Source organism: Rhizobium sp. BK313, assembly GCF_014193655.1.
In the GTDB taxonomy this organism is placed as follows: domain Bacteria; phylum Pseudomonadota; class Alphaproteobacteria; order Rhizobiales; family Rhizobiaceae; genus Rhizobium.
Genome location: NZ_JACHZQ010000008.1, coordinates 385,738 through 408,157, shown reverse-complemented (window position 1 = coordinate 408,157; position 22,420 = coordinate 385,738). Strand labels below are relative to the sequence as shown.

The window sequence follows — 22,420 nt, the reverse complement described above, 5'->3', positions numbered from 1 at the left end:
GAGCCGGCTGATCTTGTCATTGCGCACAACGCCGGCTTCGATCGGCCGTTCTGCGAGGCATTCTCGCCCATCTTCGCCGGAAAAGCCTGGGCCTGCTCGGTCTCCGAAATCAATTGGTCGGCACGTGGCTTCGAGGGCACCAAGCTCGGCTACCTGATTGGGCAGGCGGGCTACTTTCACGAGGGCCATCGGCCGTCGACGACTGCTTTGCCCTGCTTGAAGTCCTCGCGCAGGATGGAGGAACGGGACAGGCGCCGTTTGCCGAGCTCCATGAGGCGAGCCAGCGATCCCGCGTTCGCATCTTCGCCGAAAACAGCCCGTTCGACATGAAGGATCACCTGAAAGCGCGAGGCTACCGCTGGTCTGACGGTAGCGGCGGTCGACCGAAGTCCTGGTGGATCGAAATTGCGGAAGAGGGCCTCGACGACGAACTTCGCTATTTGCGCGCGGAAATCCATCGCTGGGATGAAGCCGATCCACCGACCAAGCGGCTCACCGCATTCGACCGATTCAAGGCCTGACTATCGTCGTTCGCTTCCTGCATCACGTAACGACCGGGGCGTCGGGAGCGACACAGAAAGTTTCGTGTCTCAAGGTGGCGACGACGTAGACACTTTGAATTGGCGCGGACTGAGGAAAAGCACAGCAGCGGCGAAGAGTGCGACCAAGGACGCAATCTGTATCACGGTTCGAAACCCATAAGCCTGGGCGATAAGCCCAACAGCGGGGCCGGCTAATATGCCACTGATCATCAGTGTGTTCCAATAAATTGCGGTCGCTCGCGCCGGACGATCTTCTGCGTGGGATTGGACGAAGCTGATACCAAGACTGGCATAGAACCCGTAGTAAAGCCCCTCCATTGCAGCACCTGCCAGCATTTGCGGATAGGTCTGGACCAAAGCCAGGATATGGATGGTGACCACCGCGAACAGCGATGTGGCGATCAATGGCGTCCGAATTCCAAACCGGGCGATCAGAATTGGGGTTGAGAAAATAGCCAGCACTTCCACAAAGGTTTTGACGCTGAAGGCTATCCCGGGTGCATAGCCCGGCAGCCCGACCTCCTGCACGTAGAAAAGAGGCAGAGCCGAAAACGTCAAAGAGTGAGCGGACGACAGGCAGAACACAAACGTTGCAGCAAACCAAAGGCCGGGATTTGCACCATCCTCGTCTCGGTCCTTTGCGGCTTTATCTTTGGAGTCGGCCGTAGCATCCCGTGGCGCCACCCACCACCAAAGTGCCAGCCAGATGACGGCGAGTGTGGCACCGAGCCTGAACACCGCAAACTTGCCGAGTTGATCGGCGATGAGAAAGGATACCGCCGGCCCGACCATCCAGGCTGTGGATGTGGTGGCGCGCATGAAGGCATTCAGCCGGCTTCGTTCGATCTCGTGCTGCTCGGCCAGACGGGCTCCAAGGCTGAACATCGTCGACACCGCGCTTGCACTCAGTCCGAATCCGACCACGCCGAACGTCAGCACCGTCCAGAAGGCCGGAATGACCGACAGCGCGAGGCTGGCAACCAGATACCCACCCAATGCAATCCCGATCAAAGGAAAGGCGCTTTCTCCACCGTCAATAAGGCGGGCAAACTGGCGATTGACAATGATCGCCAGGCACGAGAGCGCCCCGGCGTAGATGCTGATCGTCCATGGCGGGTACCCCAGACCCCCGACGATGAAAAAGCCCATGAACGGCACGATCATCGCGCCGCAGACGGTTCCGACGAACAGCAGGAGCAGGAAGGGCACGAGCGCGTAGATTTGGAGGCGAGGCATGGAGACCGAATGGCGGGAAGATCGGAGGTCTTTTCTATGGCACGGCACAATGGGGGATAGCAACCATAACGTTTGCTGCTGTCGCAGCCTGCGCCGTAAGGTCATTCGAGGCGCTCATCACATCGCCCCCGGACAGCTTGACCATCTCGGCCCCGCTGGACAGTAGCCATCTCGAGCACGCCCTCGAAGGTCCGTACGTCCATTGGCGCCCCCTTGACAGTCGCCCGTCGCGCCGGCAGCACCAGCGCTGCATCGGCCGTCCTGCCGACGAGATCTAAGGTATGGGAGAATCGGGTGTCTCTGACACTTAGCGCTATCGGGGCAATCCGAGATCCTGTTCTTCTGTGTTGAGGACGGCCCGGCAGATCTTGCTGAAGCTGTCGTCGACCATCGCGGCAGTCGCTTCGGATTCGAAGACATCCTTGCTGCTGAAAATCCGCGCGCATTCGCCCCTCCAGAAGACATAGCTATCTGGGTGGACGCGCAAATTCGCAGCCTCTATGAAGGCGAGAAACAGCGAGCAGGTGAAGGCAAGGGCACTAAAGGAGACGGCGTTGCCGCGGCTTGTGTCCGTGTAAAAGAGATAGGTCACGACCCCGCCCAAGAGGCCGAGGGCGGCTGAAATGATTTCGCCGGCCGCGCTCTCTCGACTCAATCCGCCGACAATGCCGGCGGTTGCGCCAATGGCCGCCAATGCGAGGACGACCAGGCAAATTGGCCTCGCTGCCTCGGTGCCCACGACAAATCCGGCGATGACAGCCAATGCGACGGTGACGCCCAAAACGATCACAACCCAGGCGATAAGGGGATCAGCCATGGACCGGTCCTTTGTGCTCGGATCCCCCGCAATGAGCGCCGCAGTAAAGCTTTTGAGGAGAGCCTTGATTTTCCTTTGATGCCCCAGTGCTGAGCGGAGCGCCTATCGTCGTCTTCCTGCAGTATGTTTCGTAATATTTTTGCATCTTCAAATCCTTGTGCTGAAGAAGGCAGGCTTGGTAGTCGTTTTCCTTACCTCGGAGGACCGCCTCGATGTCATTCGTTTGAGGCTTGGAATCCCCAGCAATGGCTCCTCCTGTTGAAAGAGTGGCCAATACCAGCAGTGGGGCGACGCGCGTAAAAATCATGAGGTCGTTAGGTCCCCTGTCCCTCGCACGCGCTGCCGCAATAGGTTTTATCGGTCTTGCGCCTCATCTGTTCTTGCTGTTCCTTAGGAATTCCCGTTGTGACTGGTGGAAAGACTCTCAGACCCTTGCATTTTGCTTCGATATAATTCTTCATCTTCAGATAATTATATTGCAGAAGGCAGTTCTGATAGGCACTGTTCTCTTGCGTTTCGGCGGTCGGGGCCGAGGGGTCGGGTTTCCTCTGCGTCTCTTGCGCAATCGCAATCGCTCCGGTTGAAAGTGCCATCAGCATCAAAATCATGGCGAAACGGAAAAGCATGATCGCCTCCTTGCCGAGATAGAGGTCCCGAGTCTGCGCTTCTCCCGGCCGAGTTGCAATTGCCCATAACATACTCATTCTGGATGGTCGTCATTGCCTTACGCGCTTCAGTCGGCAGCGCGGTATTCCCAATGTTCTTCGTGCCGACTTTCTCTGCGGAGCGCGGACGCAGGATGCTTCGCGAGCGATCGTCCCGCTTGCAAGACTTTACGCCTGCCGGAGATGGTTTCGCGTGATACGTGTAAAATGCCGAGAATCCTGTCTATCCCGCGATCATCGTCGAGCGCACCAGGGCATTCTCCTGTGGGTTCTTCGCGAAGCGGATGCCGCGGCATTGCCAAGCGGTGATCGTGTCGTGCCCTCGTCTTTTTGAGCTTGAACACCGTGCGGATGAGCTCCTTCTTGAGTGTTACGGGCGGCTGGGCATAAAGCTCCCTGTCTCCGCCCTCGAACAGTTTCCCGGATTTCCGCCGAAAGGACAGCAGGTCGGCTCTGGCGCGATCAGCAGGCCCATGGAGTTGCGAGGTCCATACCACCGGCATTTGACGCAGTTCAAACTGTGACGGGCTCCCATGTTAACAGTGACAATTCCTCGAACCATTTCAATTCATTGGTGAGACAAGGAATCCGATCTTGCGAGCAACGATACTTGATCCAATAGAGACGTGAACATTGTACCCGCAAGGCTCGTTGAGACATGTTGCATGCCATGGGAAGGCAAACTGTGTTGCCTTCCCTGATGTTTACTGGCGCTTTTTGCGCCAGGGCGCATTCTTCTGCCAGTCGCCGGCCATGATGCTCCCGAATGGGATGACCTCGTCGACCACCTCGGCCAGACCGTAGTGCTCGATCTGCGCCCGCACATTGGCAGCGCTCTTGTAAGCGGTCGGCAGTTCCGACACATCCGCGAAGCCGGAGAAGAAGCGAACATCGAGGCCGCTTGTCTCCTTTTCCAGAATGGCTGCGATGTTGTTCGGGCTGAGACCACGCGCATCCGCTCCATATTCCGCAGACAACTGCCTCATATGCGCGCTACGCGAAACGTTGCGGCCGGCGCCATGCGGCGAGAAGCCGAGACCATGCGCGGCGTTGGATCCACGAACGATCAGGATCGGTTCCGCCATGTTGAGCGGAATGATGGTCAGATCGGTCGCGTCATGCGCCCAGTTGTCAAAGGCAGGGGTCGCGCCTTTGCCGTGGTAGAACAGCCCATCCGACTTCCGGAAAACGAAATTATGTTCGTTCCAGAAGCGATCGGCGACCTTGGCCGAGAGCTTTTCCGCCGCCATGTCGTGAAGGATATAGTGGTTCTCCTTCGTCCACTGGCGGATCGTCTGCAGTGCCGCCCAGTAGGCGTCTCCTTCCTCGGTGTCCGCCGGGATCCAGGCATTCTCCCGATGGGTCTCAGGCGACAGTCGCTCGCGAAACCGGTTTGCGACCTTCATGCCCTTGTCGTAGAGCCGGGCGCCCGGTGCTCGCGACCCATGATGGGTGACAAGCGCCGTTTCGCCGGTCGACTTCATGGTGCCGACATAGGCGAAGTGATTGCCGTCGCCCTGCGTCGCAAAGTGCTCGATGCCGGCACTCAGCACACCATCGCGCAGATAAGGATTCTCATCAAACGCCGAAAGCGTCGCATTTGAAGGCTTCAGCTGTGCCCCGCGCGCGCGTCCGCCCGGACCGAAATGCGTCACGGAATGCACGGCATCCAGCAGGGATTTCGGATCCACGCCCGGAAAGATCGAGATCGCCATCGAGCAGCAGATGTCGGCCGAATGCATGCCGGGATGGATCGCTTCCGAAGCGACCACGCCGCCAACCGGAATTGTTCCGATCGCACCCGCCGGGCAGGCATCCGGCATGATTGCCGCGGAGCGGACAACCGGTGTGCGCACCAGCGCGCGCATCGTCGCGTTGACCTTCTCGACATTGTCCTGTTCGAAGGCGTTCTCAGCGCGGATGTTGGAATAGATCTCGATATCGTTGTCGGCCCGCAAGGCGAGCGTCGGCCCTGGCTCAAAGGCCTTTGCCGCTTCCAGCGCATCCGCCATTGAGCCACCGTTGCTCAAAACCGCATTGGCCGCATCGAGAGCCGGGCGAAACCATTTTCCCTGGCTTAGGCCAGCATCGATCAAATCCTGTCCGCTCATCACCGTTGTCATTGTCTTTTCTGCTTCTGCAGTCCTTCTGTTTAATTTGCCTGCGCGGAAAACCGGGCGGGCTGGTTATGTTTTCGTGCCGGCTTTCGCCCGGCTGTTCGACCCCGTTGGTCAGTAGTCATGCAGCGGCGACGAGAATGGACGAAACCGGATGGCCCCGCTCGTGCCAGAGAGCGTATGCCCAGGAGGAGTCGAACCTGCCGGACCATCCAACTTGGCGGCTGTAGTTCCGTCCGGCATTCGCCGCTGCATGACTGGCCATGGCGACAAAAGATTAAGGAAACATCTTGCCGCTCCTCCCTCGCAGCATGCAGCGGCAGGCGGGCCTCGAACCCGCACCCCTTTGGAGCTACCGATGTAGTTTCCTTGGCATTCGCCATGGTATTCGTCCGTGACGACGAGAGTTGGTGAAACGTCCTGCTCTACCGCTGAGCTACGGGTCCATGAATATTCAAGAACCCGACGGGATTCGAACCCGCGACCTGGAGATGAATGATCTGTAGTTTCAACCGGCATTCGTCACGGCTCCCCGCGCCGTTTGCGGCGCGGGGGTATTGCTTTGTCAGAGCTCGATCGCCTCGATGGCTTTCACCCAGCCGTCGGCTCCTTTGCTATTGGCGGCGAAGGCCGCGATTACCTCATAGACGGCGTCCGAGAAGCCGCCGATGTTGAGCACGTCTTCCCGCGTCGGCGCCTGTGTCGTTGCAAAAGGCTGAATATCGAGGCAGACCAGCTTTGCAGCCGGATTGACCCTCTTGATCCTTGCCCATTCCGTCATCACAGCTGTCGGCTGGCTGCCCTTTCGCGCATCCATCCAGGACTGGTTGTCCGAGATGAACACCACGAGATCGACCTTGGCATTCTCGTTGGCGAGCTTCCGCAGCGGCGCCGAGCAGTTGGTTCCGCCGCCACCGATTTTTGCCAGCTTGTCGGCATTGGTCATCACCGAATCCCGCTTGTTGAGATTGACGTGCACCACGTCATTCTCGAACGGCAACACCCGCGCCTGCGGATTGCGCTGCAGGAACGCCGCGGTCATCAGACCGGCGACATCGATGCAGCGGACCGAGGACGTCGCACCCTTCCGAAAGCCGGTGACGGGCGAGCCCATGGAACCCGACACGTCAGGGCAGAGCACCACGGTGCCCGTCAGGGGCGGCACGTTGGCAATCGCGATATCCATCGCATCCTGAAGCGCATCCCGCACCACATCCGGAACCTGGCCATCGACCATCTTCCACGCCATCATGAGCTGATAGGGGAAGACCTTTGCCTTGCGGATCTCATCCGGATCGGCTAGCCGCGCCGCCAGCGTCTCTGCAAAACCCTTCACCTCGAACACACCGTTGCGTGCGAAGGTGTTGAGGTTCTGCCGCACCATCTGCCAGCCGCCCTTGCGGGCGATCTCGACCCAATGCTCCCGCGTTAGAGGCAATGAGGTCAGCATCTGGAACGGGACCTCCGGAACTTGGCAGGTCTGGTCACGCCGAAAAGCTTCCAGTGCCTTGACGAGATCCGGCAGCGCCGCATAGTCGTACGGCTTGCCGATCGCCCAGGCATAGAGCGCCTTGCGCTCTTCCGTTGTCGGCTTCGGATGCACCATGCGGACGACATCGGCGAGCGAAGGATCGGTTCCGACCATCGCACGAAGGATCTGTGCGGTGCTGGCCCGTTCGAGCCATGCCTGCACGACCTTCTTTGGTCGTGTGCCAAGCGACTTGCGACCGGTGGCGCCGGAGCGCATGACCTGCACAAAGCCGCGCAGCATCTTGCCGCTCTTCACTACGCGCGGGAACGCACGGGCGAAGCCATCGCTCTGAAGGCTCGAGAGCATGGCGAGCAACGTCACCGGCATGTCCTTCATGTGACCCTTTTCCGCCGCGTAGATAGCTACCTTGGCGAGGAACTCCGGCTCGACCTGAAGGGCCAGCGTCTTTACCGTTTCGAGCTGCTCGGCTCCATCCGTGTAGAAGGTGCCGTTGAATGTGCCGGTCACAGCATACTGCGCCAGCGCGTCGCGCGGCGTTAGCTGATAGGCCGGCGCGGCTTCATGATTTGTCGTATCCGCTGCCGGGAGCAGTTTCCCGAAGTAGGATTTGAAGATTGCCTTGTTGACCATAACGGCACCTCTTGTTTCGTTCGTGCCAGGTACATTTCAAGAGGCGTGCCAGTTTGGAGAAAAGGTCGGGAGAAACGAGAAGCTTTCTTCTATCTGTTTGTTTTAACGCGGGAAAAAATTTTGACTCCATTCTTGAAATGCATGGTTGCAAAAATCCAGAGCCTGGGAATATTATTCTACTGTATAGACTTTTATAATTTTGGATAATCGATGAAGCGCCGCGTTGCCATCAGCATATTGGGAACCACTCTGGACGCGGGCAAATGGGAAAATCGTTGGAGCCGTTGGCGGCCCAATGTCGCGCTCTGCCAACAACCGGGTCTGTTCATCGACCGGCTGGAGTTGATCTACGACAACCACGCGCAAGCTCTCAGTCATCGTATCGTTGGCGACATCGCAACCGTTTCGCCGGCGACAGAGGTCAGAAGCAATGTTATCAACTTCCGCGATCCATGGGATTTTTCAGAGGTCTACACAAACCTCAGGGACTTCGCGCGCGGCTACAGCTTCGACCCTGACACCGAGGACTACCTCGTCAACATCACCACTGGCACGCATGTGGCACAGATTTGCTGGTTCCTGCTGACCGAAGCCCGCATTATTCCTGGTCAGCTGTTGCAGCTTTCGCCCCCGCGTGAACGCGAGCCAGCGGAGGATTTCGCCGGCACACATCGGATCATCGACCTCGACCTTTCCCGCTACGACGAGATCGCCAAGCGCTTTGCGTCCGAACGCGAAGACGCGGCCTCCTTCCTGAAATCTGGCATATCGACCCGCAATGCCGCCTTTAACAGGATGATCGATGAGATCGAGAGAGTGGTGATCCGCTCGACGGCGCCCGTTCTCCTGACCGGGCCGACCGGTGCCGGCAAGTCGCAACTTGCGCGCCGGATCTACGAGCTGAAAAAGAGCCAACGCAAAATCAGCGGCCCCTTCATCGAGGTCAACTGTGCGACACTACGGGGCGACCAGGCGATGTCTACGCTGTTCGGCCACGTGAAAGGTGCGTTTACCGGCGCTGCGGGTGAGCGTGCTGGTTTGCTCAAGTCGGCTGACAAGGGCGTTTTATTCCTGGATGAGATCGGCGAACTCGGCCTTGACGAACAGGCCATGTGTCTACGCGCAATTGAGGAAAAGAGATTTCTGCCCGTCGGTGCCGACCGAGAGGTCGCCGCAGACTTTCAGCTGCTTGCAGGGACCAATCGCGACCTCGGCGAGGATGTCCGCAAGGGAAGGTTCCGCGAAGACCTCTATGCCCGCCTCAATCTTTGGACGTTCCAGCTGCCGGCGCTACGCGAGCGCAAGGAGGACATCGAGCCCAATCTCGACTTCGAACTCAAGCGCTATCTGGAGCGGGAAGGCGAAAACATCACCTTCAACAAAGAGGCCCGCGATCGCTACCTGACCTTCGCCACCAGCCCGCAAGCCGTCTGGAGCGCGAACTTTCGTGATCTGTCGGCCTCAGTGACACGCATGGCAACACTCGCGCCGCATGGGCGCATCACGACCGACGTTGTTGATGGCGAGGTCCAGCGCTTGAAGGCTTTTTGGCGCACCTCAAATGACGATGACCCAACCGATGCTATTATCATGGAACTGCTGGGCCCCGAAGCTGCGACTCGTCTTGACCCCTTCGACGCAACGCAACTTGCCACCGTCCTTCGCACTTGCCGCGAGCACGCGACCGCAAGCGCTGCCGGTAGAGCACTGTTTGCCAATTCGCGCCTGGAGAAGAAAAGTAGCAACGACGCCGATCGCCTGACGAAATATCTTGCTCGCTTTGGTCTTAGGTTCGAAGAAATCAAAAGACTATGAGCCGCCTGTGGCAGGCACTTCATTGTGTTTCGGTGGAAAGTCGCCGGGCCGACTCTTTACGGGAAAGAATGATCACGATTTGCTGCTTACCGTTGCAGACCTCGTGACCTGATATTCATCACATAACGCAACCACCGTTTGAACTCAGTGATAAATCGATTTCGTGCAGTCGCGAGACGAGATCGGCATCGGCAAAAGAAAATTTACTGGCGGAAATCAACTCTGCGCAGGCTTCTCGTAAAAAAGTAAGCTTCTGATCGCCGTTTTCGCGGTCGGCCATCGTCTCCAGCACCTGAGCCAGTTTTGCATGAAGGGAGGAGTTCTCCGGCACACTCCTGATCGCCGTCTTGTAATTCTCGAGCGCATCGTTCAACCGACCCAGCTGTAGCAGTAAATCGGATAGCTCGATGTAAGTTGGCGCCAATGTCCGTGCGAGATGGATAGTCTCCCGCAATTCCTTGATCGCCTCGTCCACGTCACCATGGCCGCGCAAGGCAACTGCAAGATCTTCGTGATAAATAAAGATGGTCGGCGCCAATCTTATTGTTTCGCGAAATTCAGCAATGGCATCCTCAAGCTTACCCTGCCGCATAAAGGCTTGGCCAAGCGCCTCATGGTTGTCGAGATTGTTAGGACTGCGTGCGATATCGGCTTTGATGCGGGCGATATCCTCGGCGGCCACGGCGTCCGCCTCGGCGATACGTCCCGCAGCGCGCAGCACCTTCTGCAAGCCTTCCTTGGCCATTATATCAGCGGGATCCTGTGCAATAGCGAGCCGGTATTCATCAATAGCCTCGTTGGATCTGCTCTGAGCCTGATAAATATCGGCAACGCTCCGGTGATAGGCATGATGCTTTGGGTCGAGCCTGGTCGCCTCCTCATACTGGGCTAGTGCCTGATTCCATTTCCTCTCATCCGCATAGAGACTGGCGAGGTAGAAGTGTGGCGCGTATGCATTCGGAAACGTCGAGATTGCGTCGAGGTAAGCCCGTTCGGCTTCATCATACTTTCTAGTGGATTTGAGTTTGACGCCCAGCCGCATGCGGGCATCCAGATCTCCTGGAGCGAGGCGAATTGCTTCGCGATAATGCGAAATGGCCTCGGCATCCGCGCTGGGTGACCCCGTCAACTGGCCGGCGAGGCCGAGATGGGCGGTGGCGCTGTTGCCATCAAGGCGAAGTGCTTCGCGGTATTCTGCCAGCGCCTCCTTTTTGGCACCAGAAACGCTCAGCGCCAAATGGCGGGCCAGAGCGAGATGCGCCAGGACGTTCGCCGGTTCGACGCGTACCCATTCGCGATAAGCGATATCCTCATAATCGATATCCTGCGCGAACCCAAGGTGAGCGGTTCGAAGCGCCGGATTTTGCAGTATCGCATGCGTCGGGTCCGTATCGATAGCCGCCTTTAATTCGGAGACGGCTTCCTCCTTTTTTCCCTGGGTCGCCATTAGTATCCAAAGATACCCATGGGCTTGGGCGGCTTTTGGATCGACTTGGACCGCCTGACGCATCTCAGCCTCGGCCTTTTCGAACTTGGCCTGAAGCATGTAGATGGACCCCAGCCAAATATGCGGTTTGGCCGATTTCGGCGACACCAAAATCGCCTGCTGAGCCTGGGCGATGGCGTCCTCGTATTTTTTCTGAATGACCAGAACAGCGAATACCTTTTCCTGCGCAGCAGCCGATGAGGGATCCTCCTTCAGTGCCGCGCGGTAGACCTCGACCGCATCATCCCATTTATGCTGTCGCACCAACTGGTCGCCTTGCGTGAGGAGCAAGGCGATCTTGTCAACAGACGCAGAAGGTAATGCTTCTGCATCTCGCTTGGCATCGCTTCCGGTTTGCTCGGTTAGTTGTACTGTCACGAAAAGTGCATCGGCAGAGATATTCAGGTCGGCAGATGGAGCCGCGTAGGGCGACGAAGCGACACCAACGATAAAAAATGGCAACGCGATTGTCCGGAGAGAGCACAAAGTTGAAGCCATGGTGACATTTACTCGAAGGTTATGTTCTCGGTCGCCTTCGGGAATGCGAAATCCGAGATGATCGTGCGCAGGATTCCGAGGCCTTGCCGGGCAGTATTCCGACAATTGCCCACTAGCTCCAGTCCAATTAGAGGGCGCGGCGTTGTTTTCCCGTTAAACGTTATGACCTCTCCCACTTCCCGCAAAGCAGCCGGTGTAGGGGGCGGCTATCCCAGGCGAAGAAGCACGTCAGTTTGCGAGAAGGCTTTCAGGCCATGGGCTTTACGCCTCAGCAGATCGATGACTTCTTTGCCGCGGCTGAGAAGCTCTAGTCTTGATGACGGGAGTCCCACGTTCCCGACCAAGGGTTGCTCCGGGACTCCCGGCCGTCGCGTAGGTGTCCCCGCTTCAGCGCGTGCAATAAATCGCCCGTTGCCGGGTTAAACCAGAGCAAACCTCCTCGAGTCAGAAATGCGAGATTAATATCCACTGAGGCGTGTGCCGTTTCAGATCGCGGCCGCGCAAACACCCTGGCATCAAACCATGGGAAGGGAAATTCTTCGCTCCGCGGCGGCCGGGCTTCAGTGGTGCGAACGAAGCAGCACCATTGCCGGGCCTGCGAGAGCCGCAGCCGCGATCACGAGTGAAATCCCCACCTTTAAGGCCTTTATCCGGCGCGTCCTGACGCCGCTCCAATCGTACGCCAACTGATCCCCCCAAGTGCTGCTCAGCGTAAAGGACCTAGCGGCCTCCTACCGTAAGGCAAGGGGATCTATCCCCTTAAAAGGAGACGCAACCGAATGAAATGGCCCTACCTCGTGGCAGGGAGGTAGGGCCAGGGAACCGGGTACGGCTCATGCTGCGCGAGCAATTTTCCGGGGGGGGGGCGTCTTGTTCGCGCGAGGTTTGTTACCACCGCAAGATGAAACCAAGCTGAAATCCCGCTGAAGAAAGGAAAACATCATAGATCGCGCGAAGTTCTTCACCGCGGTGCGCCCAACCGTGTTTGACGGCCACCTCGCTTACATCCTGGCCATCCGATGATCGAGACAGGCGGCAGTTTTGTGCCAATCAGTGAGAACCCGAATTACAACGCCGTCGGGCTGCCGAAGACCTTCCCGAAGTACTTCACGGCCGCACAAATAGGCGCGTACGCCCACCAGCGGCAACGCATCGCAAACCGTGCCTCACGGCTAAGGTCGACATGCTGATTGAAGCGTCAAGACGATCGGAGGAGAAATCTGACGTAAGCCGCGCCTCTATGCATCGGCGCATAGATGAAATGGTCGACAGGGTAATCAAGGTCGAGACTTCGATGGCCACCGTCCAGGACGACATTTCGGAAATGCGACCTGTCACGGACGATGTTAAGCGCTGGAAGCTTATGGGACTCGGGCACTCGGAGTCATCGGGATAGGCGGCATGGCGATGGGGGTGAACATTTGCCGATGCGATACGGCGAATCCGCAGCGGCTCGCGCTGACAGAAGAAGGTAGCGACGGTTCGACTCTTTTCAAGGCGTGGGATCGCCACGAATCGACCTAAAAGAACGATCCTGTCATCTCCGGAGGACCTTCAAGAGCATGGCTCGTGAATTCAACCGCGTTGCGCAACGTATCGCATGGGATCGGGCCGCCGAGGCAGATGCGGACAGCTTCGTTTGCAGGACTCGGAAATCGCCTTGAGCGGAATGCCCGATGCGACCATAGTTTCGATCATCGGCCGCAGAAACAGCCCGTTCGGTACCGGCCGGGTGATATCGCAGATCAGAATGCAGGCGCCCGTGCGCCCTCGCGCCAGTTCGGCAAGTGGCGCCGAGCCGACCGGGGCCTTCAGCGCCGCCGCAATCGCCGCACCCGGATCGGCCAGCTTCGGCAGCGGCTTCTTGCGCACCAGCGTCGCTCTCGCATCCACAGGCAGGGCAATATCCAGGTGGCCGCGGCCGTAGGAAAGGGTAGTCGGATCCTGCGCCATTGATTGTCCTCCGATTCAAGCCTAGCGGATCAGCAGGTCGAAAGGCGCAGCATCGTTCCAGCTGAAAGCGCCATTCGGCTGTTTGATGAGTTCGGGAAAATGTCCCGGCATGATGCGGTCGGCACGATCGAGAATCCGCTCGATGGTGCGGGTACCGTTCTCGATCGTATCGAAGGCCATGTCGCAGGCCCGGATGATCGCCTCCTTCGCATATTTGATCGCATCTCCGGCAATGACCACCGTACCGCGATCATCGGTCGCAAGCTCGAGCGCGTAGCATCCGGGCGTGTGGCCGGGTGCGGGAAAGAAGCTGATGCCCTCATCGAGCATCCCTTCGCCTTCGATAAAATCCACTCGAGATTTCGACAGCTGCTGGCGGATGCCCCAAGGCACCAGCAGGTCGTTCGGATGGGGATTTTCGACATAGTCCCATTCTCTGCGGCTGACGATGAACCGGGCGTGGGAGAACAGATCGACATTGTGGGCATGGTCGAAATGCAGGTGGGACAGGAAGACGACCGGGATATCGGCTGGTCTCAGCCCCCGGGCGGCGAGCGCCTTGATGAGCCCTAACCGGGAAACATAGCCGCCGGTGTCAAACAGGATCGGACCGCTTTTGCCTCTAATCAGGGTCACGTTCGACATTCCGAGAAAATCGTCTTTCAGTCGCAGGTTGTTTCCCTGGACGAGCAGATCATAGGTCGGTTTCATCAGGGCACCTTTGGTTGTGCGATGTCGTCTGCCACAGCTACCGGCGCTGCGATACCGTGGGCACGCCGGAACGCCTCGAGTGGTGGCAGGATATGATCGACGGCGAGGGTGACGAAGCCGTCGCGGTCGCCGACTTGCAACTGCTCGATCATACGTTGGTGATCGCTGCGGGAATGAGAGAGAAGCACCATGTCGCCGACGCCGTACCAACGAATTCCGGTCGTTTCCACCCAGAGCCTTTCGATCGTGTCCGCCAGATATTTGTTCGGGCATGTCTGCCAGATACGGCGATGGAAGGCATCGTTTAGGATGTTGACGTCGATCAGCCTGCCGGCATCAAGCGCCGTGCAATACTGCTCGTGGATCGCTTGCAGATCGGCAATAGTTTCGGGATCGGCTGGCATCGGGAGCCGCCGCCCCGCCTCCGCCTGCAAGATGATGCGAACGTCATAGATCTCTTCCACTTGCTGCACGGAAAAGTCGCGGACAACCGCACCCTTGTTTGGTCGGCGTGTGATCAGACCCATCTGTTCAAGATTGGCAAGGACCGTCCGAACAGTGTGCCGTGAGGCATCGAACTTCCCCATGATGTCGTCTTCAACCAGATGTTCGCGTGGGCGCAGCCGACCGATGATGATGTCCGCTTTTATAGCTTCCACCACCTTGTTGATCTGTGCGTCGGTTTTGCTGCCCAAGTTTTTTCTCCTGCGTCGTCATCGTGTCTGCATATCTAGCCTGAAGACGACTTCAATGCCCCAGGTCTTCGGTTTTATGCACGCGAAAAATCAAGCGATAGTCGCAATATAACTCGTAGAAAATATTATTGACAATCATGTATATGAAAATATATCTAATGTCGGCAAGCAGGCGGAGCGACCTGCGGAGGATCACATGCCGTCATTTTCAGTCATCAACGGAGTGAGGGCCGCCTGGTCGCTGACCGGGCCGGAAGGCGCTCCCGTTGTGCTGCTGGCAAACGGGCTGGCGGCCGACAGCACGATGTGGGATCCTCAGATGGAGGCTTTCGCGAGCACGTACCGCCTGCTGCGGTACGACATGCGCGGGCATGGAGAGAGCGAGGGAACGCCTGGAGATTATTCGCTCTCGCTTCTCGCCGATGATGTCGTCGCCCTTCTTGACGCATTATCGCTCGAGCGCGTCCATCTCGTCGGCTGCTCGCTCGGCGCGATGGTCGGTCAGTTCATGGGCGTGCACCATTCCTCGCGCCTGAAGAGCCTCACGCTATGTGCGACATCCAGTGAAGCGCCAAAGTCGACTTGGGAGTCGCGCGTGGCCGCGGTTCGCAAACACGGCGTGCCGCCGCAGATAGAGGCGACAATCGATCGCTGGTTCACGCCGGCATTCCGCGACGCTCATCCGGAGACGATGAACAGGATGCGTGAGATGGTGCTGCGCACGACGCAGGACGGTTACGCGGGATGTGCTGCGGCAATCCGGGACATGACCTTGTCGAGCATCATCGCGGCTATCGAGCTTCCCACGCTGGTGGTTGCGGGCGAACACGATCTTTCGACGCCGCTACCGACCCTCGAGCGGATTGCCGATACGATCCCAGGCGCTGTCCTGGTGACGGTCGCCGATGCGGCACACATGCCGACGATCGAGCAGCCAGAGGAATGCAACAGAGTGATCATGGATTTTCTTCAATCCGTCGACGACGGGACCGTGCGCGACCACACCCAACGGATCCGCGCCTGACGGCTGCATAGACGAAAGGATAGCGATCAACATGACAGGACGTTTGAACGGCAAGCGCATCATCATTACTGGCGCCGTGGCCAATATCGGCAAAGAGGCGGTCGTCGGCTTCGTAGCCGAGGGTGCGCGCGTCGTCGTCGGCGATCGCGATGAGCAGGCCGGCGCCGTACTCGTTAAGGAGCTCGGAGACGCCGTCAGCTTCGTCAAGGTCGATCTCTCGTCCGAGGCCGACATTAAGGCGTTTATCGAGACGGCGGTCGGTCGATTGGGCGGGTTGGACGTACTCGTCCAGAATGCCGGGGTTCAGCATTCGGGGCAGATCGTCGATTTCGACGTCGCGCGTTGGGACGCACTTTTCACCGTCAATGCCCGGGCGCAATTCCTGGGTGCCAAATATGCGATCCCGCATCTGAAAGCGTCGGGCAAGGGCTCGATCATCAATACGTCGTCGCTGGCCGGCAAGCGGGGCGGCCCTGGACTTGTCGCCTATTCGGCATCGAAAGGCGCCGTCGTCGCCTTTACCACGGCGCTTGCGGTGGAGCTTGCGCCGGACAATATCCGCGTAAACGCCGTTTGCCCCGGCTGGGTCGACACCGCATTCAATAAACCGGCCATCGATTTCATGGGCGGGCAGACAGCGCAGGAGGCCAAGATCGCGGCGCTGGTTCCGCTCGGCCGACAGGCGACGTCGGCGGAGATTGCGCCGCTCTTCGTCTATCTCGCCTCCGAAGAATCCTCCTACATGACTGCCCAGTCCATAGTGATCGATGGCGGCGTCTACAATTCATAGGAGACGGCGCCATGGCCAGAGACGATAGGGCAGGGCCCACATGCTGAACTCGAGTGCGACATCCTCCGCTATATCCGTTCGTCCCACTCTGGTTATGCAGGACATCTCTAAGGCGTATGGGGCGACGATTGCCGTCCGCCGTGTTTCCTTCGATATCGAGCCGGGCGAAATCCACGCCATCCTCGGCGAGAATGGCGCCGGAAAATCCACCATCGTCAAGGTCTTGAGCGGTATCGTCACCCCCGACAAGGGTGTTCTGAAGCTCGACGGCGCCGATTTTGCGCCCCGCACTCCCATGGATGCCCGCGCGGCCGGCGTTTCCACTGCTTTTCAGGAGCTCAGCCTGCTGCCGAACCTCACGGTGGCGCAGAATCTGATGCTGCCTCATCAGATCAAGGGAACGCTCGGCCTCAACTCGGCACGCGGCAGCCGTGAACGCGCATCGCAAATGCTCGCTGAATACGACCTTTCGCATATTCATCCCGATCTGCCTGTTCGATCGCTCTCGCTTGCGGAAAAGCAGCGCATCGAGATCATGCGGGCGGTCAGCCGCAATCCGAAGCTTCTGGTTCTTGACGAGCCAACGGCCGCTCTCGCGGAGCCGAAATGGCTCTTCGACATTCTCGCGCGCGTGACTGCCGCGGGGACAGGCGTGCTCTACATTTCGCACCGCCTCTCCGAAGTGCGTCGCCTATGCCGGCGCGGCACCATACTGCGCAACGGCGAAAGTATAGAGACCCTCTCGCTGAAGGGTGTCGAGGATGACCGCATTTTCGAAATGATGGTCGGCTCTGCCGTGCGCGCCCACAAACCAAGCGGCGCCGGTGTTTCGGCAACCGCCAATCCGGTCGCTGTGTCTGTCAAGAAACTTGCCGGTGGAAATGTGCACGACGTCAGCCTGGATGTGCGTCGCGGAGAGATTGTCGGCATTGCGGCCCTTGAAGGTCAAGGCCAGCGCGATCTCTTTCGGATGCTGGCGGGCCTGACGAAAATCGATAGCGGCGAAGTAACGATCGATGGTGAACGCGCTGTTCTTGTTTCTCCCGCTGCAGCCGTGAAAGCCGGGATTGGCTTCGTGCCGGAGGAGCGCAAGACGGAAGGCGTCTTTCTGGGGCTGCGAACGGATACCAACATGTCCCTCTCGCTTCTGCGCGTCCTCAGTCGCTTCGGCGTGATGAACCGGGCGCGAGAGCGTCAGGTCGTCGCCGATGAAGCCAAGCGCGTCGATCTGGCGGAACGTTATCTGAAACTGAAGATCGGCGAGCTCTCCGGCGGCAATCAACAGAAGGCGCTGATCGGCCGCGTCGTCGCGTCCGGCGCCCGCAACCTCGTGCTGTTCGATCCGACGCGCGGCGTCGACGTGGGCACGAAAGCCGTCATCTACGGTGTCATCAGGGATTTTGTTCGGGAGGGCGGCTCGGCGCTGGTGTATTCGACCGAGCTTTCGGAGCTTGTTCATCTCGCCGATCGCTGCGTCGTCATCTATCGCGGCCGCGTCGCCGGCGAGGTTCCGGGCGATGAACTTTCGGAGCCGCGCCTCGTCGCCTTGGCTACAGGACAGAGGACAGGCCATTGAGTGTGGAAATGAATATGCTTCGGCCTGAACACTGGTATCGCCGCCTTTTCGGCGATGGCACTTCGGTCATCATCGCATTGCTGGCGGTGCTGTTTGCGATCTTCGTCTGGACTCAGAATGATGCGCTGACCCAGTCGGTGCTCACCGATATTTTCAACAACAGCCTGCCTCTGGCTCTGGCGGCAGCCGGCGGGACACTCGTCGTGCTGACGCGCGGCTTCGATCTCTCGGTCGCGGGCGTCGTTTCCCTGACCAACGTGCTCGTTGCGGTCTATGCCGGAGACGGGCCGCTCGGCGCGCTTGGCGGCCTTGCGATCGCGGTCGTTGTCGGTGGCCTGGTTGGTGCCGTCAACGGTGTGTTGATTGCCTATTTGAATCTCCAGTCGATCGCTCTGACGCTGTCTTCGATGATCGTCTGCTCAGGCGCCGCACTCCTCATTCTCGATGCGCCGGGCGGCAACGTGTCGGATTTCATGGTCTACGGCCTCACCGACCAGTTGGCGGGCGTCATTCCCGTCGCGCTGGCTATTGCAGTCGTCGTCTACCTTATCTGGGTCGTTCTTCTGCGCACCAACTGGGGTGTCGGACTCTATGCGATCGGGGCCGATGAAACGGCTGCGGTTCTGGCCGGCGTGCCCGCCGCTCGCACAAAAGTCATCGCCTATGTGCTCGCCGGTGTCTGCTACGGGCTTGCCGGCTTCATGCTGACGGCTCTCACCGCAACTGGCACGCCCAATGTCGGCGATCCCTACCTGCTGCTGGTCTTTGCCGCGATTGCGCTCGGAGGAACGTCCTTCTCTGGTGGGCGTGGCGGCATTGCTGGTTCGATGCTCGGCGCGCTGACGCTGACGCTTCTTCAGAAGGTGCTGTTTTCGACCGGCGTATCGTCCTTTTACACGGGCATTTTCCAAGGCGCGGTCATGATCATCGCTGTCGTGATCGCCGCCGTCTCCGCGCGCTTTTCATCGAACCGGGAGGGCCACGCATGAGCCAGGAAACTCTGGACAACAAGAGCGGCCGGCCGGTCGATACCCGTGGCGACGTGGGAAATGGCAGAGGTTTCCGTCTTGACCGGGATGTCCGCAATGCGATTGCGCTCTTCGGTGTTTCGATCGTCCTCATCGCCGCGTCGCGCGTGCTCGGCCCAGGCTTCGGCAGCCTCGCGCAGATCGAAGCGATCCTTCTGATTTCCAGCTTCTTGATGGTGGTCGCCTTCGGTCAGCAGATGGTCATCCTCATCGGCGGACTCGATCTCAGCGTCGCTTCCATGGTGACGCTTGGCGGCGTTCTGACCTTCAGCTGGATCGGCAATTCCGGCGCGGCGCTGATCTGGGGCGTGCCGGCTATCCTGCTGCTTACCGGCGCGATCGGCGCATGCAGTGGCATCGGCATCAGTCTTCTCGGCGTTCCGCCCTTCATCATGACATTGGCCATGGGGATCATTCTCTATGGCGCCACGCTCGGCTTTACCCAGGGAACGCCAAGCGGCGCAGCCTCGCCATTCCTGTCGTCGCTTTTCGCCCATACCCCCGTCGGCGTTCCCATGTTGTACCTAATGGTTCTCGTCGTTCTCGGGGGATGGTTTCTGCAAGTCAGGACCAGTTTCGGTCGTAAGCTCTATGCCCTCGGCACCAATCCAATCGCGGCATATGTCGCCGGCCTTCCGGTGCTCAGGCTGACGATTCTCACCTATGCGATCAGCGGCGCCAGCGCCGGCCTCGCTGGGATGCTGTTGGTCGGTTATGTCACCGGCGTCACCCTGATGATGGGGCAAAGCTACCTTCTACCCTCGGTTGCTGCCGTTGTCATAGGCGGAACCTCGATTGTCGGCGGGCGCGGGATCTATCTCGGCGCTGCGGCGGGCGCGATCCTGCTTACCACTCTTTCAACCATCGTCTCCTCTCTCGGTATCGCCGAGGGATGGCGGACCATCATTTACGGCGCGGTCATTTTCGTCGCGCTGGTTCTTCTGCGTGATGATCTGCAGGTATTGCTGAAGCGCAGCCTGCCTGATGCCGGGAAGAAATAGCAATTCGGCTTGTACCGAACAACCGCCTAGTCACGGGCATTCAAGGGAGAGGAAAATGACCGATCGAATGAAAAGCAGGAAGCGCTTCGCGATGGTCGCCGCATTCGCGGCGCTTGCGGGGCTCGCATCTCACGGCTCCGCCGATGCACAGGACAAGAAATTCAAAGTCTACCTGAGCATGAGCTATAGCGGCAACGGCTACCAGACGGAAACGTCCAACCTCATCAAGGCCCTGGCAGCAACGCCGCCCTACGACAAAATGGTCGATCTGAAGACCGTGATCTCCGGCACGGACGTTCAGGCGCAGGCTTCGGCGTATCAAAGTATGGTTTCTGCCGGTGCAGACGCCATCATCACCTTCCCGATTTCCGCGACCGGCCTTAATCGTGCGATCCATCAAGCTTGCGAGAAGAAGGTTCTCGTCTATACCTATAGTGCCACCGTTACCGAGCCATGTGCCCGCACGGTCAGCTATATCACCGCTGGTTTTCCGCAGAACACCGCGCAATGGATCGTTAATAAGCTGAACGGCAAGGGGAATGTCTTCGTCGTGCGCGGCGTGCCGGGCAATTCCGTCGACAAGATGAACTATGACGGCGCGATGAGCGTCTTCAAGAAGTACCCCGGTATCAAGGTTGTCGCCGAATACAACGGCATGTGGAGCAGCCAGACGACGCAGCAGGAAACCGCCAAGGCGCTTGCCGCCCATCCTGACGTGGACGCAATCTTTGCGCAAAACGGTGAAGACGGCGCGGTCAAGGCGATGATCGCCGCCAACATGCAGAAGCTGGTGCCGGTTACCGGCGAAAACACCAACGGCTTCCGGCTTGCCCTCGCCGATCCAGACCTCCGCAAGCGCGGGCTAGACGGCATTTCGTCCGGCGATCCCATCACGGTTTCAGCGCTGGCGTTCAAGCTGATGATGGAAGAACTCACCGGCAAGCGTAAGGTGACGGTGCACAACATCCAGACGCCTCTTCCGTGGGTCCCTGCCGATCAAGTGAAGGTTTGCGCCGGCGACAAGTTCGAAGGCGGCTGCAACGCATTCAAGCCTGATCTCGTCCCGGATTCCTTCAACACCGAAATCTTCGATCCTGTTCTCTTCCCCGAACTGTCGCTGGCTTCGGCACTCAATGGAACGCCGACCCCCGGCGCAACTATCCAGCCGCTCCCGGCGAATATTGTCCAGGAAGCACCGAACGTTCCGGAAGTAAACTGCAACAAGTGCGAAGCGCCTGCCGACCTTTACAAGCTTACGAAGGTCAATGCTACGGTTCAGCCCTGAGGACCAGCCGCCCACAAGCGATCCGTTGATCCGCGTCGCAGCTTCATGGCTGCGACGTTTCCACAGGAGAACCAGATAATGACTATCCTCGAATGTGCGCCGGCCCGAGCGGTCAGCCGCCGGCCCATTCGCCGGTTGCCGGCAGGGGCCGTCGATTGCCACTTTCACGTCTTTGGTCCGCAAGATCGGTTTCCCTATGCATCCGGCCGTAGCTACACGCCTCCCGACGCATCGATTGGCGACTATGAGGTCCTCGCCGAGATGCTTGGATTTTCGCGAGCAGTCATCGTGCAACCGAGTGTTTATGGACTCGATAACAGCCGTACACTGTCCTTCTTGTATGAAAGCCGCATCCCGGCACGAGCTGTGCTCGTTCTGGACCCAAGCGTTTCGGAGAACGAACTGGAAGCATTGCATGAGTCTGGTGTGCGGGGCGTGCGCCTCAATCTCGTCTTCGCCGCCGGGCTTGCGATGACGGCGGCTGCTGGTCTTGCAGACAAGATCCGAGATCTAGGCTGGCACCTGCAGTTTCTTGCCGACGTCTCGCAGATCGAGGATCTGAAAGCTCTGGTTTCCAGATTGGACATCCCGATAGTATTCGATCATCTCGGGCACGTTCCGGTAGAGAGGGGTGTCCACAATCGCGGGTTTCAAGACCTTCTAGGTCTTGTGCGCGACGGGCGTGCGTGGGTAAAAATGACAGGCGCCTACCGGGTGACCGCAATGCAGACGCCGCCTTATGACGATGCCGCTCCCTTTGTCGAGGCGCTTTTGAAAACCGGTCCGGGACAGCTTGTCACCGGCACCGACTGGCCACATCCTTCTATCACCGTGCCGGTGCCCGACGATACCGATCTCATGGACATGTTCGGAAGTTGGGTTGGTGACGCAGAATTACGCCAGAAGATCTTTGTCGAGAATCCCGAACGGCTTTACGGATTTGACGCCTGGCCGACGTGACAACACGCCTGACAACCTACTTTGTCTCATCATGACGAAACCCTATCGAGGCACGCTTGGCGCAACTCCTATGGCGATCGCCATGTCTAATGCCTCCGA

Annotated in this window: 17 protein-coding genes and 2 pseudogenes; 10 read left to right on the top strand and 9 right to left on the bottom strand. The window is 58.8% G+C overall.

Features of this window, described 5'->3' with window-relative positions:
• Positions 1-521, top strand: a pseudogene (locus FHT86_RS32370) (3'-5' exonuclease); the annotation flags it as partial.
• Positions 522-590: 69 nt separating this feature from the next.
• Here FHT86_RS32370 and FHT86_RS32365 read toward each other — a convergent pair.
• The 5 genes from FHT86_RS32365 to FHT86_RS32345 form a co-directional block, all read right to left on the bottom strand.
• Complete coding sequence (locus tag FHT86_RS32365; protein WP_246779754.1) at positions 591-1,883, bottom strand: MFS transporter; 1,293 nt, start codon at positions 1,881-1,883, stop codon at positions 591-593.
• 208 nt (positions 1,884-2,091) lie between these two features.
• Complete coding sequence (locus FHT86_RS32360) at positions 2,092-2,595, bottom strand: hypothetical protein (RefSeq protein ID WP_133710653.1); 504 nt, start codon at positions 2,593-2,595, stop codon at positions 2,092-2,094.
• Positions 2,596-2,909: 314 nt separating this feature from the next.
• Positions 2,910-3,221, bottom strand: coding sequence for a hypothetical protein (locus FHT86_RS32355; protein ID WP_133710654.1), 312 nt, complete (start codon positions 3,219-3,221; stop codon positions 2,910-2,912).
• Positions 3,222-3,964: 743 nt separating this feature from the next.
• A complete protein-coding gene (locus tag FHT86_RS32350) occupies positions 3,965-5,371 on the bottom strand; it encodes an RtcB family protein (protein ID WP_133710995.1) in 1,407 nt (468 codons plus the stop codon).
• Positions 5,372-5,942: 571 nt separating this feature from the next.
• Positions 5,943-7,499 carry a TROVE domain-containing protein gene (locus tag FHT86_RS32345; protein WP_133710655.1) on the bottom strand — a complete coding sequence of 519 codons (1,557 nt, stop codon included), beginning with the start codon at positions 7,497-7,499 and terminating at the stop codon, positions 5,943-5,945.
• Positions 7,500-7,709: 210 nt separating this feature from the next.
• Here FHT86_RS32345 and rtcR point away from each other — a divergent pair, with 210 nt between their 5' ends.
• Positions 7,710-9,314: an RNA repair transcriptional activator RtcR gene (gene rtcR / locus FHT86_RS32340; protein ID WP_133710656.1), complete on the top strand. Its 1,605-nt coding sequence runs from the start codon at positions 7,710-7,712 to the stop codon at positions 9,312-9,314.
• A gap of 118 nt (positions 9,315-9,432) precedes the next feature.
• On the opposite strand, the gene FHT86_RS32335 is transcribed toward rtcR, so the two are convergent.
• Complete coding sequence (locus tag FHT86_RS32335; protein WP_166656959.1) at positions 9,433-11,262, bottom strand: tetratricopeptide repeat protein; 1,830 nt, start codon at positions 11,260-11,262, stop codon at positions 9,433-9,435.
• 1,219 nt (positions 11,263-12,481) lie between these two features.
• On the opposite strand from FHT86_RS32335, the gene FHT86_RS32330 reads away from it, so the two are divergent.
• Entirely contained in the window at positions 12,482-12,694 is a 213-nt protein-coding gene (locus tag FHT86_RS32330; protein WP_312862604.1) for a DUF1515 family protein, read from the top strand.
• A gap of 269 nt (positions 12,695-12,963) precedes the next feature.
• Here FHT86_RS32330 and FHT86_RS38300 read toward each other — a convergent pair.
• From FHT86_RS38300 to FHT86_RS32315, 3 genes and pseudogenes are all read right to left on the bottom strand, one after another.
• Positions 12,964-13,251, bottom strand: a pseudogene (locus FHT86_RS38300) (lactate racemase domain-containing protein); the annotation flags it as partial.
• Between the two features lie 21 nt (positions 13,252-13,272).
• Complete coding sequence (locus FHT86_RS32320) at positions 13,273-13,962, bottom strand: MBL fold metallo-hydrolase (RefSeq protein WP_133710659.1); 690 nt, start codon at positions 13,960-13,962, stop codon at positions 13,273-13,275.
• Positions 13,962-14,657 (bottom strand): GntR family transcriptional regulator, encoded by a 696-nt coding sequence (locus tag FHT86_RS32315; RefSeq protein ID WP_133710660.1) that lies wholly within the window; start codon positions 14,655-14,657, stop codon positions 13,962-13,964. The genes FHT86_RS32320 and FHT86_RS32315 overlap by 1 nt, the downstream gene beginning before the upstream one ends.
• A 196-nt stretch (positions 14,658-14,853) precedes the next feature.
• On the opposite strand from FHT86_RS32315, the gene pcaD reads away from it, so the two are divergent.
• The 7 genes from pcaD to FHT86_RS32280 all read left to right on the top strand — a co-directional run bounded on the left by pcaD (position 14,854) and on the right by FHT86_RS32280 (position 22,321).
• Positions 14,854-15,681, top strand: coding sequence for a 3-oxoadipate enol-lactonase (gene pcaD / locus FHT86_RS32310; RefSeq protein ID WP_133710661.1), 828 nt, complete (start codon positions 14,854-14,856; stop codon positions 15,679-15,681).
• Between the two features lie 31 nt (positions 15,682-15,712).
• Positions 15,713-16,471 carry an SDR family NAD(P)-dependent oxidoreductase gene (locus FHT86_RS32305; RefSeq protein WP_133710662.1) on the top strand — a complete coding sequence of 253 codons (759 nt, stop codon included), beginning with the start codon at positions 15,713-15,715 and terminating at the stop codon, positions 16,469-16,471.
• A gap of 40 nt (positions 16,472-16,511) precedes the next feature.
• Positions 16,512-18,047, top strand: a complete 1,536-nt coding sequence (locus tag FHT86_RS32300) for a sugar ABC transporter ATP-binding protein (RefSeq protein WP_133710663.1) — start codon at positions 16,512-16,514, stop codon at positions 18,045-18,047.
• A gap of 14 nt (positions 18,048-18,061) precedes the next feature.
• Entirely contained in the window at positions 18,062-19,036 is a 975-nt protein-coding gene (locus FHT86_RS32295) for an ABC transporter permease (protein ID WP_208116688.1), read from the top strand.
• Positions 19,033-20,076: an ABC transporter permease gene (locus FHT86_RS32290; protein ID WP_133710665.1), complete on the top strand. Its 1,044-nt coding sequence runs from the start codon at positions 19,033-19,035 to the stop codon at positions 20,074-20,076. Before FHT86_RS32295 ends, FHT86_RS32290 begins: the two co-directional genes overlap by 4 nt.
• A 55-nt stretch (positions 20,077-20,131) precedes the next feature.
• Positions 20,132-21,361 carry a sugar ABC transporter substrate-binding protein gene (locus tag FHT86_RS32285; protein ID WP_133710666.1) on the top strand — a complete coding sequence of 410 codons (1,230 nt, stop codon included), beginning with the start codon at positions 20,132-20,134 and terminating at the stop codon, positions 21,359-21,361.
• Between the two features lie 78 nt (positions 21,362-21,439).
• The gene (locus FHT86_RS32280) at positions 21,440-22,321 is read left to right on the top strand and encodes an amidohydrolase family protein (protein ID WP_208116689.1); all 882 of its coding nucleotides are present in this window, start codon (positions 21,440-21,442) and stop codon (positions 22,319-22,321) included.
• Positions 22,322-22,420 lie beyond the last annotated feature (99 nt).

Bases quoted from the DNA above. Each gene is read 5' to 3' on its own strand.
- pcaD (WP_133710661.1), top strand. From the start codon at position 14,854: ATGCCGTCATTTTCAGTCATCAACGGAGTGAGGGCCGCCTGGTCGCTG.
- FHT86_RS32300 (WP_133710663.1), top strand. From the start codon at position 16,512: ATGCTGAACTCGAGTGCGACATCCTCCGCTATATCCGTTCGTCCCACT.
- FHT86_RS32350 (WP_133710995.1), bottom strand. From the start codon at position 5,371: ATGAGCGGACAGGATTTGATCGATGCTGGCCTAAGCCAGGGAAAATGG.
- FHT86_RS32280 (WP_208116689.1), top strand. From the start codon at position 21,440: ATGACTATCCTCGAATGTGCGCCGGCCCGAGCGGTCAGCCGCCGGCCC.
- FHT86_RS32305 (WP_133710662.1), top strand. From the start codon at position 15,713: ATGACAGGACGTTTGAACGGCAAGCGCATCATCATTACTGGCGCCGTG.
- FHT86_RS32290 (WP_133710665.1), top strand. From the start codon at position 19,033: ATGAGCCAGGAAACTCTGGACAACAAGAGCGGCCGGCCGGTCGATACC.
- FHT86_RS32285 (WP_133710666.1), top strand. From the start codon at position 20,132: ATGACCGATCGAATGAAAAGCAGGAAGCGCTTCGCGATGGTCGCCGCA.
- FHT86_RS32365 (WP_246779754.1), bottom strand. From the start codon at position 1,883: ATGACCTTACGGCGCAGGCTGCGACAGCAGCAAACGTTATGGTTGCTA.
- FHT86_RS32320 (WP_133710659.1), bottom strand. From the start codon at position 13,962: ATGAAACCGACCTATGATCTGCTCGTCCAGGGAAACAACCTGCGACTG.
- rtcR (WP_133710656.1), top strand. From the start codon at position 7,710: ATGAAGCGCCGCGTTGCCATCAGCATATTGGGAACCACTCTGGACGCG.
- FHT86_RS32330 (WP_312862604.1), top strand. From the start codon at position 12,482: ATGCTGATTGAAGCGTCAAGACGATCGGAGGAGAAATCTGACGTAAGC.
- FHT86_RS32355 (WP_133710654.1), bottom strand. From the start codon at position 3,221: ATGCTTTTCCGTTTCGCCATGATTTTGATGCTGATGGCACTTTCAACC.
- FHT86_RS32345 (WP_133710655.1), bottom strand. From the start codon at position 7,499: ATGGTCAACAAGGCAATCTTCAAATCCTACTTCGGGAAACTGCTCCCG.
- FHT86_RS32295 (WP_208116688.1), top strand. From the start codon at position 18,062: ATGCTTCGGCCTGAACACTGGTATCGCCGCCTTTTCGGCGATGGCACT.
- FHT86_RS32360 (WP_133710653.1), bottom strand. From the start codon at position 2,595: ATGGCTGATCCCCTTATCGCCTGGGTTGTGATCGTTTTGGGCGTCACC.